The following is a 13,428-nucleotide window of genomic DNA, read 5'->3' as shown; positions in this document are numbered from 1 at the left end:
CCGGCCGCGGCCGTGGGGCCGGTGGGCGCCGGGCCCGTCACGCGTGCTGGTAGGCCACCAGGGAGATGCCGACGTAGTGGACGATGAAGGCGGCCAGGGTCAGCGAGTGGAAGACCTCGTGGAAGCCGAACCAGCGCGGTGAGGGGTTGGGGCGCTTCATGCCGTAGATGACCCCGCCCGCGCTGTAGAGCAGTCCGCCGACGATGACGAGGACGAGGACGGCGATGCCGCCCGTGCGCATGAAGTCGGGCAGGAAGAAGACGGCGGCCCAGCCCATCGCGATGTAGCAGGGCGTGTACAGCCAGCGGGGGGCGCCGACCCAGAAGACGCGGAAGGCGATGCCGGCGGTGGCCGCCGCCCAGACCGCCCACATGAGCGGCTCACCCGTGGAGTCCGGCAGCAGGAGCAGGGTCAGCGGGGTGTAGGTGCCCGCGATGATCAGGAAGATGTTGGCGTGGTCGAGGCGCCGGAGCACGGCCTCGCCGCGCGGGCCCCAGTTGCCGCGGTGGTAGAGCGCGCTGATGCCGAAGAGCAGGCAGGCGGTGAGGACGTAGATCCCGCAGGCGATGCGGGCACGGGGCGAGTCGGAGAGGGCGACGAGAACCAGGCCCGCGACGATCACGGCGGGGAACATGCCCGCGTGCAGCCATCCTCTGAGACGGGGTTTCACGGGGAGTGACGGGGGCTGCCCGATCGGATCGGGCTCGATCGGGGTCACTTCCGGCGTGGCTGCAGTCATGGAACGGAATCGTACCTACGCCCCCGTAGGTCCCGGATGTGAGTGGCGATGCTCACATGGGCGGAGCTCTGGACATATGGGCGGATCCATCGGATGATCAAATGAGTGCGGTCGGCACCGGATGAGCAGCTACGAAGCATCCGGGTCGCGGCCCCCACGGGGCACACATCAAAAAACCCCTCTACAAGGAGCAATCGTGGCGCGCGACAACGCGGCTCCCCAGAACCTTCCGACCCAGCACCAGGAGCTCGTCTCCTGGGTGAACGAGATCGCGGAGATCACCCAGCCGGACGACATCGTCTGGTGCGACGGCTCCGAGGCCGAGTACGAGCGCCTGTGCGAGGAGCTCGTCGCCAAGGGAACGTTCACGAAGCTCGACCAGGCCAAGCGCCCGAACTCGTACTACGCCGCCTCCGACCCGTCCGACGTCGCGCGCGTCGAGGACCGGACGTACATCTGCTCCGAGAAGGAGGAGGACGCGGGCCCGACCAACCACTGGAAGGCCCCGGCCGAGATGAAGGAGCTCTTCGCGGGCTCCGAGGGCATCTTCCGCGGCTCGATGCGCGGCCGCACCATGTACGTCGTGCCCTTCTGCATGGGCCCCGTCGGCTCCCCGCTCTCCGCCATCGGCGTCGAGATCACCGACTCCGCGTACGTCGCCGTCTCCATGCGCACCATGACCCGCATGGGCCAGGCCGTCCTCGACGAGCTCGGCACCGACGGCTTCTTCGTCAAGGCCGTCCACACCCTCGGCGCCCCGCTGGAGCAGGGCCAGGAGGACGTGCCGTGGCCCTGCAACACCACCAAGTACATCTCGCACTTCCCCGAGAGCCGTGAGATCTGGTCGTACGGCTCCGGCTACGGCGGCAACGCCCTGCTCGGCAAGAAGTGCTACGCGCTCCGCATCGCCTCCGTCATGGCGCGGGACGAGGGCTGGCTCGCCGAGCACATGCTGATCCTCAAGCTCACCCCGCCGCAGGGCGAGTCGAAGTACGTCGCCGCCGCGTTCCCGTCGGCCTGCGGCAAGACCAACCTGGCCATGCTGGAGCCCACGATCTCCGGCTGGACCGTCGAGACCATCGGTGACGACATCGCCTGGATGCGCTTCGGCGAGGACGGGCGCCTGTACGCGATCAACCCCGAGGCCGGCTTCTTCGGCGTCGCGCCCGGCACCGGCGAGCACACCAACGCCAACGCCATGAAGACCATGTGGGGCAACTCCGTCTTCACCAACGTCGCCCTCACGGACGACGGCGACGTCTGGTGGGAGGGGATGACCGAGACGGCCCCCGCGCACCTCACGGACTGGAAGGGCAACGACTGGACGCCCGCGTCCGACACGCCCGCCGCGCACCCCAACGCCCGCTTCACCGTGCCGGCCGGGCAGTGCCCGATCATCGCGCCGGAGTGGGAGGACCCGAAGGGCGTGCCGATCTCGGCGATCCTCTTCGGCGGCCGCCGCGCCTCCGCCGTCCCGCTGGTCACCGAGTCCTTCGACTGGAACCACGGCGTCTTCCTCGGTGCGAACGTCGCCTCCGAGAAGACCGCGGCCGCCGAGGGCAAGGTCGGCGAGCTGCGCCGCGACCCGTTCGCCATGCTGCCGTTCTGCGGGTACAACATGGGCGACTACATGGCCCACTGGGTCAAGGTGGGCGCGACCGCGGACGCCGCCAAGCTCCCGAAGATCTACTACGTGAACTGGTTCCGCAAGAACGACGCCGGCAAGTTCGTCTGGCCCGGCTTCGGCGAGAACAGCCGCGTCCTGAAGTGGATCGTCGAGCGCCTGGAGGGCAAGGCCGAGGGCGTCGAGACCCCGATCGGCATCCTGCCGACCCCGGAGTCCCTCGACACCGACGGTCTGGACCTGCCGGCCGAGGACCTGGAGTTCCTCCTCAAGGTCGACCGTGACGTGTGGCGCGAGGAAGCCGCCCTCGTCCCCGACCACCTGAACACCTTCGGCGACCACACGCCGAAGGAGCTGTGGGACCAGTACAACGCGCTCGTCGAGCGCCTGGGCTGATCCCGCACCACCGACTCGTGGTGGGTTGCCCCGAGATACCGCCCTGACCAGTGGGGTCACGACGGCTCACCACGACGCAACCGGCCCCCGGCGCCCCCTCAGGCTCCGGGGGCCGGCGCATGTCCGGCTACAGGATCGGCTGGCCGGCCTCGACGGTGGCTATCGCGCGGCGGCAGGCGTCACGGAACGCCTCGAACTGCCCGTTCGACTGGTTCCAGGTCGACGCACGCTTCGAGCGGGAGCTCGCATCGCCGAAGAGGCTCTGGCGCAGCTCCGTCGTCATCTCGATCTGGGCGCCCTTGCGGAGCATCGTGAGGTTGCACGGGTTGGTGACGTGGCTGCCGTTGAAGTCCTCCAGGCGGCCGGCGTACGTGGGGTCGAAGGCGTCGACCACCGGGAAGCCCGCCCTGCCGATCTCGTACACCAGCGCCGCGCGGAAGTCGGCGTTGAGGCCGCCGACGACGGCGAGCCGGGGGTCGGTGCTCGGCGGCCAGATCATCGGCTCCGGCATGCCCAGCTGGCTGTACTGGCAGCCGTGCAGCGACAGCACGTTGAGGTGGCTCGCGGCGAGCGACAGCGCCACGTGGTCGTCGCAGTTCTTCGAGGTGACGTGGAGCGCCTTGTTGCCCACGGAGAGCAGGCCCTCGAACAGGAAGTAGTCGTGCGTGGTGGGCAGGATCGGGGCGGAGGTCGGCGTGATGTCGCCCGGGTTGTAGCCGGCGATGCCCAGGGCGAGTTCGCTCGTGCCGATCTCGATGCCGCCGCCGTGCAGGGCGAGGACCGCGGTGCGCGGGAAAGCGGCCTTGGCACCCAGGTCGGGGTCGATCTTCTCGTGTCTCTTGTAGCGGCGGCCGTACGAGGTGCCCTCGACCAGGGCCGGGTCCTTGTACAGCGCGGTGTTCGAGGGGTACTCGAGGTCCTCGGCGAACGCCGGGGCGGCGGCGGCGAGCTGGCCGAGGACCGGGGCGCCGGCGGTGGCGGCCACGGCGAGGGCCGTGAGGACGGTGCGGCGGGACGCGGGGCGCTGAGAGAATGTCATGTTCGGAACATAATCGATCTTCGGGGCCCGCCGGTCAGCGCCCCCGCTCCTCCAGATAGCGCGTGTGCGTCTGCTGGCGCAGCGCCTCCGCCTCGTGCAGCTCGTCGGCGATCACCGACGCCTCGTCGCGCAGCGCGGACAGCTGGCGCTCCAGATGCCGCTCCGGCGACTCCGCGCCCGGGGTGACACGGGACCACCACCGGGTCCGTACGAAGGTGTCGACGGCCTCCGGGACGTCCTGGCGGACCGCGCGGGCCAGCACGTGGAGCTGCTCCGGGTCGCTCACCCAGCCCGGCGCGAGCAGCGCCTCCAGGAGATCCTCCAGTTCGGCGACCCGGTCGCTTACGGCGGGCGGCAGCTCCACCTCGGCCAGATAGCCGCGCAGGGTCGCGAAGTCGTCCCGCAGTGCGTCCAGTTGCTCGTCCGCGCTCGGGAAGTCCGGAGTGTCGGGGCGTTCGGGCGGTGCGATCAGCGCCCCCGCCCCGTACAGGGCGGCGACCACGACCGGCCACAGCGGGCCCGCCGCACCGGTGAGGGCGAGCACCAGACCGGCCAGGCCGCAGGCACAGCCCGTCAGGTTCTTGCGGGACTCGGCGTACCGCAGGAGGCGGTCACTGGTAGCCACGGATCTCCTCGAAGGCGCCGTCCAGCGACCCGTGGGTGGCGTCGAAGAGCTTCCCGCCCGTCAGGTCGGCGAGGTGACCGAGCTCGTCGCGGTCGGAGTCCCCGAAGAGGATCGGGAAGACCGGGGTGCGCCGCTGCTCGGCCGGGAGGGAACGGTAGAAGGCGTCGAAGGCGGCGGCCGGGTCGCCGTCGGTGTTCTCGCCGTCCGTCATGAGGACGACCGAGGTGAAGGTGTCGGCGGGGGTCCTGCCCAGGAAGCCGTACGCCTCCCGGACGCTGGAGTAGATCGCGGTGCCACCGGAGGCCGTGAGGCCGCGGGCGTCGGACCTGATGGCGTCGAGCGCGGCCTTCGGCGAGGCCGGGTCGACCGTGTGCGTACGGACCTCGCCCTGCTTCACCGTCGAGCCGAAGGGCATCAGGGTGACCTCCTCCCGGTCCCGGAAGTCGCCGGTCAGCTCGGCGAGCGCCGCCTTGAGCCGTTCGAGCCGCTCGCCGTTCATGGAGCCGGAGGTGTCGAGCACGTAGACCGTGCGCGAGGGCCTGCGCAGGGTGTTGTCGTAGGCGTCGAGCAGCCCGTCCGCGACCTTCCGGCTGCCGGGGAAGGGCAGTTCGCGCCGCGGGTCCCGGGCGAGCGCGGAGGCCGGACGGACCCCGGGGACCACGGGGCGGCGCAGGGTCGTCTCGGTGATCCGCCGCTGGGCATCCGGGGTGCGCAGATAGGTGGTGAGCCGGCCGGCCGCCGCCTTCGCCCCGGGACGGGCGGAGGTGAGCAGGGTGAGCGGGTAGTCGGCGGTCACGACACCGTCGGACGGCCGGATCACGGTCAGCTTCGCGGGGTCGGACAGCAGGACCGACTCGTAGTTGACGAGGGCGTCGATGTCGGTGCGGCGGGCGGAGGCGGAGGCGAGCCAGCCGGAGGAGCCCGAGGTGAGCTTCTGGCCCGCGAAGAACTCCTTGAGCCGCGGGGTGGCCCTGGTGACGTCCGCGTCGGTGAGCGCGGCCTGGGCGCCGGAGAGACCGGAGGCGACCGAGACGAGCGCGGAGAAGCCGGAGTTGGAGCGCACCGGGTCGGTCATGCCGTACGTCAGCTTTCCGGCGGCGACCGCCTGGTGAAGCTGCGACCAGGTGACCTTCGCCGGGTCCCAGCCGAGCCGGGCGACGGCGGCGGGCCGTACGCCGAGGGCCACCGGCGAGGTCATGATCGGCGTCTCGCCGGTGATCCGGCGGGCGGTGTCCGGGCGGAGCCGCAGATAGTCGTTGGAGGAGAGCCAGACCGCGTCGTACTCCTTCTCCGCCGCGCCGGACGCGATGCGCTCGACGGCGTCGAGGGTGCCGGCGTAGGTGGGCCTGACGGTGACACCGGTCGCCTTGCGGGCCTCTTCGAGGACGGGTGCCATGTCGGCCAGCTCGGAGGAGGCGAGCACCCGGAGGGTGCCGGGGGCGACGTCCGGGCCCTGTGCGTCGGGGCGGTCGCCGCCGCCTCCGCCCGTGCAGGCCGTGACGAGAAGTGCGAGGGCGATTCCGGTGATGATCCGGGCCAGGGGACGGGTGCGGGTGCGGGTCGTGCCGGGGTCGCGGGTCGTCATGCGGGGCCGCCACCCTCCGGCGCGCCGGTGCGCCGACTGCGCTCCAGACGGGCACTGGCCTCCTGGAGTTCGGCGGTGAGGGTCTCGACCGTCGCCGCCATCGACTCCGTCGCCCGCACCTTGTACGTGTCGATGGCGTCGAGCGTCCGGTAGATCTGCTGGAACGCCGTACGGAGCGTCTCCGCGCCCACCGCCGGGTCCGCCGCGATCCGCTGGATCTCGCCGGCCTGGGTGGAGAGCATCTCGGCGTTGCCGCGGATCAGGTCCTCGGTCGTCGAGCGCAGCACGTCCACCTGCTCGGTGACCTTCCGCTGGTTCTCCAGGGCCGAGGCCAGCATCACCGCGATCCGCAGCGCCGACAGGGTCGTCGTCGCCGCCCGGTCCACGCCCTTGATCAGTTCGTCGTTGTTCCGGCGGACCACGTCCATCGCCAGGTATCCCTGGGCGCAGACGGCGAGTTGGGTCAGCAGGTCCTGGTGCTTCTGCCGGACCGGGAAGAGGACGTCGGCGCGGAGCGCGTCCGCCTGGGCCGGGTCGGCGGTGGCGGCGACGCGTTCCTCCACGGCCGCGTCGAGGGCGTCGGTGAGCACCGCGTACTCCTGGAGCTTGCCCATGGTCTCCCACAGTCGGCCCCGCTCGGTCCGCAGCGCGGCGTTGTCGCGGCGCAGTTCGTCCTGGCCGCCGCGCAGGGAGCCGACGATCCGGTTCAGGGTGGCCTGTGAGGAGGCGTACCGGGCGACGTGGTCGCGCAGTCTGTTGCCGCCGGGGAGCTTCGAGAGGAGCCCCTTGAGGCCCCTGCCGGGGGTGTCCCGGGGGTCCAGGTCCTCGACCGTGCGCCGGAGTTCGACGAGGGAGGAGCCGACCCGGGCCTGGGCGTCGCCGCCGGAGGCGCCGGAGCCGAGCGAGCGGACCGTACGGTCGAGCATGCGGTTCGACTGCTGGGCGGCGGAGCGCATCTCGCCCGCGCCGAGCGCCGCGATCTCATCGATGCGGCCGGCGAACTCGGGGGAGCGCGGGTCGAGTCCGGACAGCGAGCCGACGTACTCGACGGCCCGGCGGGACATCTCCGCACGGGTCGACTCGTCCATCGGCACCAGGCCGGAGGCCTGCTCCGCGCGGACCGTCGGAACGGGCTCGGGCGGGGTGAGGACGAGCGGGGTGTCGTGCTCGGGAGGTGTCAGGGCCATCGTCCTTCTCGGATCGGTTCTTCTCTGATCGGTTCTTCTCGGATCGGCGGGCGTGGTCATGCGGTGTCCCCCTGGTCGCGGGCCCGCAGGGCCATCTCGTGCAGCACCTTGCCGGTGGGCACGGGTGCCTGGCGGACTCCGGTCAGCGTCTGGTTGAGGTATTCGGTGTGGCCTGCGGTCGCGGTGGTGAACTCGCTCGCCGCGCCCTGCGGCCGGAAGCCGTGGCGGACCGCGAGTCCGCGCAGCTCGGGGTCGGTGGAGAGGAGTTCGCCGAGTTCCCGGCCGTTCTCGGTGAGGGGTACGAGGGTGTGGTCGCTGTTGACCGTGGTGTCCGGGTAGAGGACGACGAGGTCGCCCATCGGCCGGCCGGCCAGGAGCTGGGCGGCGACCTGGGACTCGTACACGAGGACGAGGGGGTTGCCGACGCCGCTGATGAAGTCCCGGAAGGGGGCGTCCGAACCGGACTGCTGGGCGCCCTGCACCTGGACGAGCTTGCGCAGGAGCGGGGCCGTGCGGGTGACGGCCGCCCTGTCGCCCGCGACCCGTCCGCCGTCGGCGACATAGCTCGCGGCGGCGAGATAGAGGGCGCCGGAGCTGGAGGCGACCGGATCGGTGGAGGTGATGAAGAGGGTGCCGCTCAGCTCGGCGTGCCCGGCGGAGCCCTTGAGCTGCTGCCAGGTCCGGTCGGCGCGGGCCGCCGCGAGATAGGCGCCCATCCTCAGGGTGCCGCTGGTGCCGCGCGCGCCGAGGGTCGCCAGGCCGTTCCCGGCGAGGACTTGGGCGGCGGCGCTGTGCGCGACGACGACGAGCGGCGAGTAGAAGGGCCGCAGCGGGTTGGCCGGCGCTGTGCCCCCGGTCCGGCCGCGGGCCTTGGCGCGCAGTCCGTCGGCCGGCGCCTTGGAGGAGGGGAAGGCGAAGTCGTACCCGTCGAGGGGCAGTTCCTCCATGTCCCAGGACCCGGAGGTCTCGGTGCGTACGGTGAAGCCCTTGGCGGCCAGGGCCTTCACCACGTGGGGGTCGGCGAAGAACTCCGCCTTCTCCGACCCGATGACTCCTCGCACGGTCTTCGTTGCCGTGCCCGTGTCCTTGTCGCCGTCCGTCACGAGGACGGCGGCCACGCCGCCGAGGAGAAGGACGGCCAGGACGATTCCCAGGATGCGTCTCACGCGGGCAGCGTGCTCGCGGAAACCCACATTCCAGGGGGAGTCGGGTGTACGGGGGGTGAAGGGGCGATCCCGGTACCGAACCGGAGCGTGGGGTGCCGTATCGGGGGAGTTCCGGGAGGGGCCGGGGAGTGGGCCCGGGCGGGTGGGGCCCGGTGGGTGGCTCCGGGTGGGTGGCGCCCGGTCCGCGCGGTTCGTGACGCGCGGACCGGGGCCGTCAGGGGGTGCCGGATGCGGCCAGAGTGGGTCCTCCGGCGAGCGCCGCGGTGTGCGCGTCCATGCGCCCGGCGGCGAGGATCGCGGCGGCCGTGTCGGCCCGGGAGGCGGCGACGACCAGGGCGCGGCCCGCGAGGGCGTGGGCCCTGCGGTGCAGGTCCTGCGCGGACGAGCCGCGCAGACCCGCGTGGCGCGCGGGCGGTGCGCCGCGCAGCCGTGCCACCTGCCGGGCGATCAGATCGCCGGCCTCGGTGTCGCCGAGCTCGTCGGTGACGGCGAGGAGGGCGGAGAGGTGTCCGGCGAGCTGGATGTCCAGCTCCTCCTCGCGGGAGCGGTGCGGATACGCGTCGTGGGCGTCGTCGGCCATCCGGTGGACCGACTTGGTGCGGATCGGTTCGTACATGGGACGGCCTCCTGAGTGCTCTGGAGCCATCCTAGCTTAGATTCAGTCTAAAGTTGAGTGGAGTCCGGCAGGGCTTCGTCAGGGCTGGCTGTAGCCGTCCAGGAATCGGCCGATCCGGGTCACCGCGTCCGCCAGGTCCGCCGCCGCCGGCAGCGTGACGATCCGGAAGTGATCGGGCTCGTGCCAGTTGAAGCCCGTCCCGTGCACCACCATGATCTTCTCGGCCCGCAGCAGGTCCAGGACCATCTGCCGGTCGTCCTTGATCTTGTAGACGTTCGGGTCGAGACGCGGGAACAGGTACAGCGCGCCCTTCGGCTTCACACACGTCACGCCCGGGATCTGCGTCAGCAGCTCGTACGCCGTGTCCCGCTGCTCCAGCAGCCGCCCGCCCGGCAGCACCAGGTCCTCGATCGACTGCCGGCCCTGGAGCGCGGCGGCCACCGCGTGCTGCGCCGGCATGTTCGCGCAGAGGCGCATATTGGCGAGGATCGTGAGGCCCTCGATGTACGAGCTCGCGTGGTGCTTCGGGCCGCAGACCGCGAGCCAGCCCGAGCGGAAACCGGCCACCCGGTAGTTCTTGCTCATCCCGTTGAAGGTGAGGCAGAGGAGGTCCGGGGCGATCGCTGCGGTCGGCGTGTGCGTCGTACCGTCGTAGAGGATCTTGTCGTAGATCTCGTCCGAGCAGACCACCAGGTCGTGGCGCCGGGCGATCTCCGTCAGCGACCGCAGCATCTCGTCGTCGTAGACGGCACCCGTCGGATTGTTCGGGTTGATGATCACGATCGCCTTGGTGCGGTCCGTGATCTTCCGCTCGATGTCGGCGAGGTCCGGCATCCAGTCCGCCTGCTCGTCACAGCGGTAGTGCACGGCCGTACCGCCCGCGAGCGACACGGACGCCGTCCACAGCGGGTAGTCGGGGGCCGGGACGAGGACCTCGTCGCCGTCGTCGAGCAGCGCCTGCATCGACATCTGGATCAGCTCGGAGACGCCGTTGCCGAGGTAGATGTCCTCGACGGAGAGCGGAATGCCCTTGGTCTCGTAGTGACTCATCACCGCGCGGCGGGCCGAGAGCAGCCCCTTCGCGTCGCCGTAGCCGTGCGCCTCGGAGAGGTTGCGCAGCACGTCCTCGAGGATGGCGGGCGGGCACTCGAAGCCGAAGGCGGCCGGGTTGCCCGTGTTGAGCTTGAGGATGCGATGACCCGCAGCCTCAAGCCGCATCGCCTCTTCGAGCACCGGACCCCGGATTTCGTAACAGACGTTGGCGAGCTTCGTGGACTGGATCACCTGCATGACGAGAGCTTACGGCCGGTGCGGCCGGGACGCCTCGTGTTTTGGGACACGTCGGACAGGGGCGAGGGCGCGGCGGCGGTGGTCCGCCGCTGGTGGGGGCGGTCGGAGGGCCGTGGAATAGGGGCGCCGGGGCCGGCGGGATAGGTTGGCCCGTCATGTGGGTTCTCAGTGCTTCCGGATGCCGGTGGCTCGGCACGGCCGGGTCGCTCGCCGTCGCCGTGGGCGGGTGGGCCGCAGGGACGCTTCCCGTACGCGGCGGCTGGGGGCTGTGGGAGCCGCGCGGCTCCGCGCTCACCCTGGCCGGTGCCCTCCTCGCGTACCTCGGCCTGACCCTGCTCGTCGCCGCCTGGTGGCGCTACGGCGTCCTCCTCGCCCGGGGCGTACGCGACGGGGTGCTCGGCACCCTCGCCCGCTGGGCCGCGCCGCTGCTCCTCGCCCCGCCCCTCTACAGCGCGGACGTCTACAGCTACATCGCGCAGGGCGCCATGGTCCTCGAAGGACACGACGTGTACGGCGGCGGGCCCTCCGTCCTCGGACCCGGCGACCTCGGCGCGGACGCGGCCGCGAGCGTCGGCGGCCACTGGACCGACACCCCCGCGCCGTACGGGCCCGTCTTCCTGGTCCTCGCCCAGCTGGTCGTGAAGCTGACCGGCGGCGAGATCGTTCCCGCGGTGCTCGGCATGCGGCTGCTCGCGGTCGGCGCGCTCGCGCTGATCGTCTGGGCCGTCCGGGGACTCGGGGGCGGCCCCGGGGGATCCGACGGGGCCCTGTGGCTCGCCGCGCTCAACCCGCTGCTGCTCATCCATGTCGTCGGCGGCATGCACAACGACGGCCTGATGATCGGGCTCATGCTGGCGGGCGTGCTGCTCGCCGTGCGCGGGCGGTGGGTGCTCGGCTGCGTCCTCGTCGGTCTGGCGATGATGGTCAAGTCGCCGGCGGCGGTCGCCCTGCTGTTCATCGGGGTGATGATCGCCCGGCGCGACGGGGGCGTGCGGGGGCTCGCCAAGGGGCTCGTCCTGCCCGGGGCGGTCGCGGGAGCGGTCGCCGCGGGGGCGACGGTGCTGGCCGGGACCGGGTTCGGATGGGTGAAGACGCAGAGCGTCGCGGGGACGATCCACACGGCACTGTCCGTGAGCAGTGATCTCGGACTCGGGCTCGGGCTGCTGTTCGGGGACGATCCCGATCCCGTGAAGAGCGTCGTCCAGAAGCTCGGGCTGCTCGTCGCCGTGGCGATCATCCTGGCGCTGGCGTGGCGGTCCTGGCGCGGGGCTCTCGACCCGGTGCTCGGACTGGGGCTCTCGCTGGTGGCTCTCGTCGCGCTCTCGCCGATGGTCCAGCCCTGGTACCTGCTGTGGGGGACGGTCGTCGTCGCCGCGGTGGCGTGGCGGAGCCGCGCGGGACAGGTGCTGGCCGTGCTGTCGGCCGCGCTGGGGTACGAGACGGCGTTGTCGGGGCGGACGCCCTGGTACGGGTTCGTGGTGGCCGGGGCCGTGGTGGGACTGGGGCTCTGGTGGATGCGGCGGGACCCCTGGCCCGGGGTCCCGGAGCGGGCCGGCGCCGCTCGGGGCGCCGGCCCCTCAGTGGGTGCGGCGGACCGATCTGCCGGCTAGGGCGGTCGTCCTCCTGCCGTCCTCGATGACGAACTCGCCGTTGACCAGGACGTGCGGGATGCCCGTCGGGAGCGTTCTCGGGGCGTCGTAGGTGGATCCCGCCCCCACGGTCAGCGGGTCGAAGAGGACCAGGTCCGCCCGGTGGCCCTCGCGGACGCGGCCGCGGTCCGTGAGGCGGAGGCGGTCCGCCGGGCGGGAGGTCAGATGGGCGACGCACTCCTCCAGGGAGAGGACGCCGAGCTCGCGTACGTACCGGCCGAGGTACTGCGGAAACGTGCCGTACGCGCGCGGGTGCGGCTTCAGGCCCTGGAGGATGCCGTCCGAGCCGCCCGTGTGCACCCGGTGCCGCATGATCGCCCGGACGTTCTCCTCGTGGCCCACGTGCTGGAGGATCGTCGTGCCCAGCCCGTCCTCCAGGAGGAGCCGGCGGGCCGTCCGCCAGCCGTCCACGCGGCGGCCCACCTGGTCCGCGAGCGCCGGGTTCGACACCCCCGAGATCTCGATGGTGTCCCACTCGACCGGTACCCCGTGGCAGCCGTCCGAGCCGAGGACTTCGAGGTGGTGGCGGATGCGTTCCGCCGTGGCGTCGTCCCGCAGGCGCGCGAGGACCGCCTCCGGGCCGCCTTCGCTCACCCAGCTCGGCAGTACGGCGACCAGGGTCGTGCAGCCGGGTGTGTACGGGTAGGTGTCGAGGCTGATGTCGGCGCCCGCGTCGAGGGCCTCGTCGAGGAGGGCGAGGAGGTCCGGCGCCCTGCCCTTGTTCACACCGAAGTTCATGGTGGCGTGAGCCAGGTGGAGGGCGCAGCCCGCCTCCCGGGTGAGCGTGACCATCTCCTCGTACGCCGTGAGCGCCCCGGCCCCGTACGAGCGGTGGTGCGGGCAGTAGTAGCCGCCGTACTCCGCCACCACGCGGCACAGCTCGGTGAGCTCGGCGTCCGGCGCGTACATCCCGGGGGTGTAGGTGAGGCCGGAGGACATGCCGACCGCGCCCTGCCGCAGGCCCTCGGCGACGAGGCGCCGCATCCGGTTCAGCTCGTGCTCGGACGCGGGGCGGTCCTCCCAGCCGACCGCGTACATCCGGACGGTGCCCTGGGGGACGAGGTACGCGGCGTTGACGGCGATGCCCCGGTCCAGCCGGTCCAGGTACTCGCCGACCGTGCGCCAGTCGAAGTCGATGTCGTCGCCGTACCCGTTCCAGCCGGTGATCGCCCTCCGCACCTCCGCGAGCGTGCGGTCGTCGACCGGGGCGTACGAAAGACCGTCCTGGCCCAGGACCTCCAGCGTCACGCCCTGCGCGGCCTTCGCGCTGTGGTCCGGGTCGCGGAGCAGCGCGAGGTCACTGTGGGCGTGCATGTCGATGAAGCCGGGGGCGAGGACGAGGCCCTCGGCGTCCACGACACGGCGGGCGGTGGGGCGCTGGCAGCCGGCCGCCGCGCCCTCCTGGACGATCGCGGCGATCCGGCCGCCGTCGATCGCCACGTCGGCGCGGTAGGAGGGGGCGCCGGTGCCGTCGACGACCTCCGCGTCGCGGAAGACGAGATCCATGCGAGC

11 protein-coding genes are annotated in these 13,428 nt (G+C 71.9%); 2 read left to right on the top strand and 9 right to left on the bottom strand.

Annotated features, from left to right (window positions below; all coding sequences use genetic code 11):
- Nucleotides 1-37: 37 nt before the first annotated feature.
- Entirely contained in the window at nt 38-739 is a 702-nt protein-coding gene (locus tag ACH4MY_RS33095; RefSeq protein WP_398007795.1) for a hemolysin III family protein, read from the bottom strand.
- Between the two features lie 196 nt (nt 740-935).
- Between ACH4MY_RS33095 and ACH4MY_RS33090 the strand changes: the two genes are divergently transcribed.
- Entirely contained in the window at nt 936-2,759 is a 1,824-nt protein-coding gene (locus tag ACH4MY_RS33090) for a phosphoenolpyruvate carboxykinase (GTP) (RefSeq protein WP_398007794.1), read from the top strand.
- 127 nt (nt 2,760-2,886) lie between these two features.
- Here the strand turns inward: ACH4MY_RS33090 and ACH4MY_RS33085 are convergent, their stop codons facing one another.
- The 7 genes from ACH4MY_RS33085 to ACH4MY_RS33055 all read right to left on the bottom strand — a co-directional run bounded on the left by ACH4MY_RS33085 (nt 2,887) and on the right by ACH4MY_RS33055 (nt 10,267).
- Complete coding sequence (locus ACH4MY_RS33085; protein ID WP_398007792.1) at nt 2,887-3,798, bottom strand: poly-gamma-glutamate hydrolase family protein; 912 nt, start codon at nt 3,796-3,798, stop codon at nt 2,887-2,889.
- 34 nt (nt 3,799-3,832) lie between these two features.
- Nucleotides 3,833-4,423 (bottom strand): hypothetical protein, encoded by a 591-nt coding sequence (locus ACH4MY_RS33080; RefSeq protein WP_398007790.1) that lies wholly within the window; start codon nt 4,421-4,423, stop codon nt 3,833-3,835.
- Nucleotides 4,410-6,008, bottom strand: coding sequence for a substrate-binding domain-containing protein (locus tag ACH4MY_RS33075; protein WP_398007788.1), 1,599 nt, complete (start codon nt 6,006-6,008; stop codon nt 4,410-4,412). Before ACH4MY_RS33075 ends, ACH4MY_RS33080 begins: the two co-directional genes overlap by 14 nt.
- A complete protein-coding gene (locus ACH4MY_RS33070) occupies nt 6,005-7,195 on the bottom strand; it encodes a toxic anion resistance protein (RefSeq protein WP_398007786.1) in 1,191 nt (396 codons plus the stop codon). Before ACH4MY_RS33070 ends, ACH4MY_RS33075 begins: the two co-directional genes overlap by 4 nt.
- 56 nt (nt 7,196-7,251) lie before the next feature.
- Nucleotides 7,252-8,388 carry a hypothetical protein gene (locus ACH4MY_RS33065; protein WP_398007785.1) on the bottom strand — a complete coding sequence of 379 codons (1,137 nt, stop codon included), beginning with the start codon at nt 8,386-8,388 and terminating at the stop codon, nt 7,252-7,254.
- Between the two features lie 187 nt (nt 8,389-8,575).
- Nucleotides 8,576-8,977 (bottom strand): hypothetical protein, encoded by a 402-nt coding sequence (locus ACH4MY_RS33060; RefSeq protein ID WP_398007783.1) that lies wholly within the window; start codon nt 8,975-8,977, stop codon nt 8,576-8,578.
- 78 nt (nt 8,978-9,055) lie between these two features.
- A complete protein-coding gene (locus ACH4MY_RS33055) occupies nt 9,056-10,267 on the bottom strand; it encodes a pyridoxal phosphate-dependent aminotransferase (protein ID WP_189510048.1) in 1,212 nt (403 codons plus the stop codon).
- A gap of 155 nt (nt 10,268-10,422) precedes the next feature.
- On the opposite strand from ACH4MY_RS33055, the gene mptB reads away from it, so the two are divergent.
- On the top strand, nt 10,423-11,877 hold the full coding sequence (gene mptB / locus ACH4MY_RS33050) for a polyprenol phosphomannose-dependent alpha 1,6 mannosyltransferase MptB (RefSeq protein ID WP_398007781.1): 1,455 nt from the start codon (nt 10,423-10,425) through the stop codon (nt 11,875-11,877).
- On the opposite strand, the gene ACH4MY_RS33045 is transcribed toward mptB, so the two are convergent.
- Nucleotides 11,845-13,422, bottom strand: coding sequence for an amidohydrolase family protein (locus ACH4MY_RS33045; RefSeq protein ID WP_398007779.1), 1,578 nt, complete (start codon nt 13,420-13,422; stop codon nt 11,845-11,847). The genes mptB and ACH4MY_RS33045 overlap by 33 nt on opposite strands.
- Nucleotides 13,423-13,428: the final 6 nt, after the last annotated feature.

Source organism: Streptomyces sp. NPDC017246, from assembly GCF_044331325.1.
Taxonomy (GTDB): Bacteria; Actinomycetota; Actinomycetes; order Streptomycetales; family Streptomycetaceae; genus Streptomyces.
The sequence above is the reverse complement of the archived record's forward strand: the minus strand, read 5'-3'. Positions and strand labels throughout refer to the sequence as shown.

Bases quoted from the DNA above. Each gene is read 5' to 3' on its own strand.
- ACH4MY_RS33095 (WP_398007795.1), bottom strand. From the start codon at position 739: ATGACTGCAGCCACGCCGGAAGTGACCCCGATCGAGCCCGATCCGATC.
- ACH4MY_RS33085 (WP_398007792.1), bottom strand. From the start codon at position 3,798: ATGACATTCTCTCAGCGCCCCGCGTCCCGCCGCACCGTCCTCACGGCC.
- ACH4MY_RS33075 (WP_398007788.1), bottom strand. From the start codon at position 6,008: ATGACGACCCGCGACCCCGGCACGACCCGCACCCGCACCCGTCCCCTG.
- ACH4MY_RS33070 (WP_398007786.1), bottom strand. From the start codon at position 7,195: ATGGCCCTGACACCTCCCGAGCACGACACCCCGCTCGTCCTCACCCCG.
- ACH4MY_RS33060 (WP_398007783.1), bottom strand. From the start codon at position 8,977: ATGTACGAACCGATCCGCACCAAGTCGGTCCACCGGATGGCCGACGAC.
- ACH4MY_RS33055 (WP_189510048.1), bottom strand. From the start codon at position 10,267: ATGCAGGTGATCCAGTCCACGAAGCTCGCCAACGTCTGTTACGAAATC.
- mptB (WP_398007781.1), top strand. From the start codon at position 10,423: ATGTGGGTTCTCAGTGCTTCCGGATGCCGGTGGCTCGGCACGGCCGGG.
- ACH4MY_RS33045 (WP_398007779.1), bottom strand. From the start codon at position 13,422: ATGGATCTCGTCTTCCGCGACGCGGAGGTCGTCGACGGCACCGGCGCC.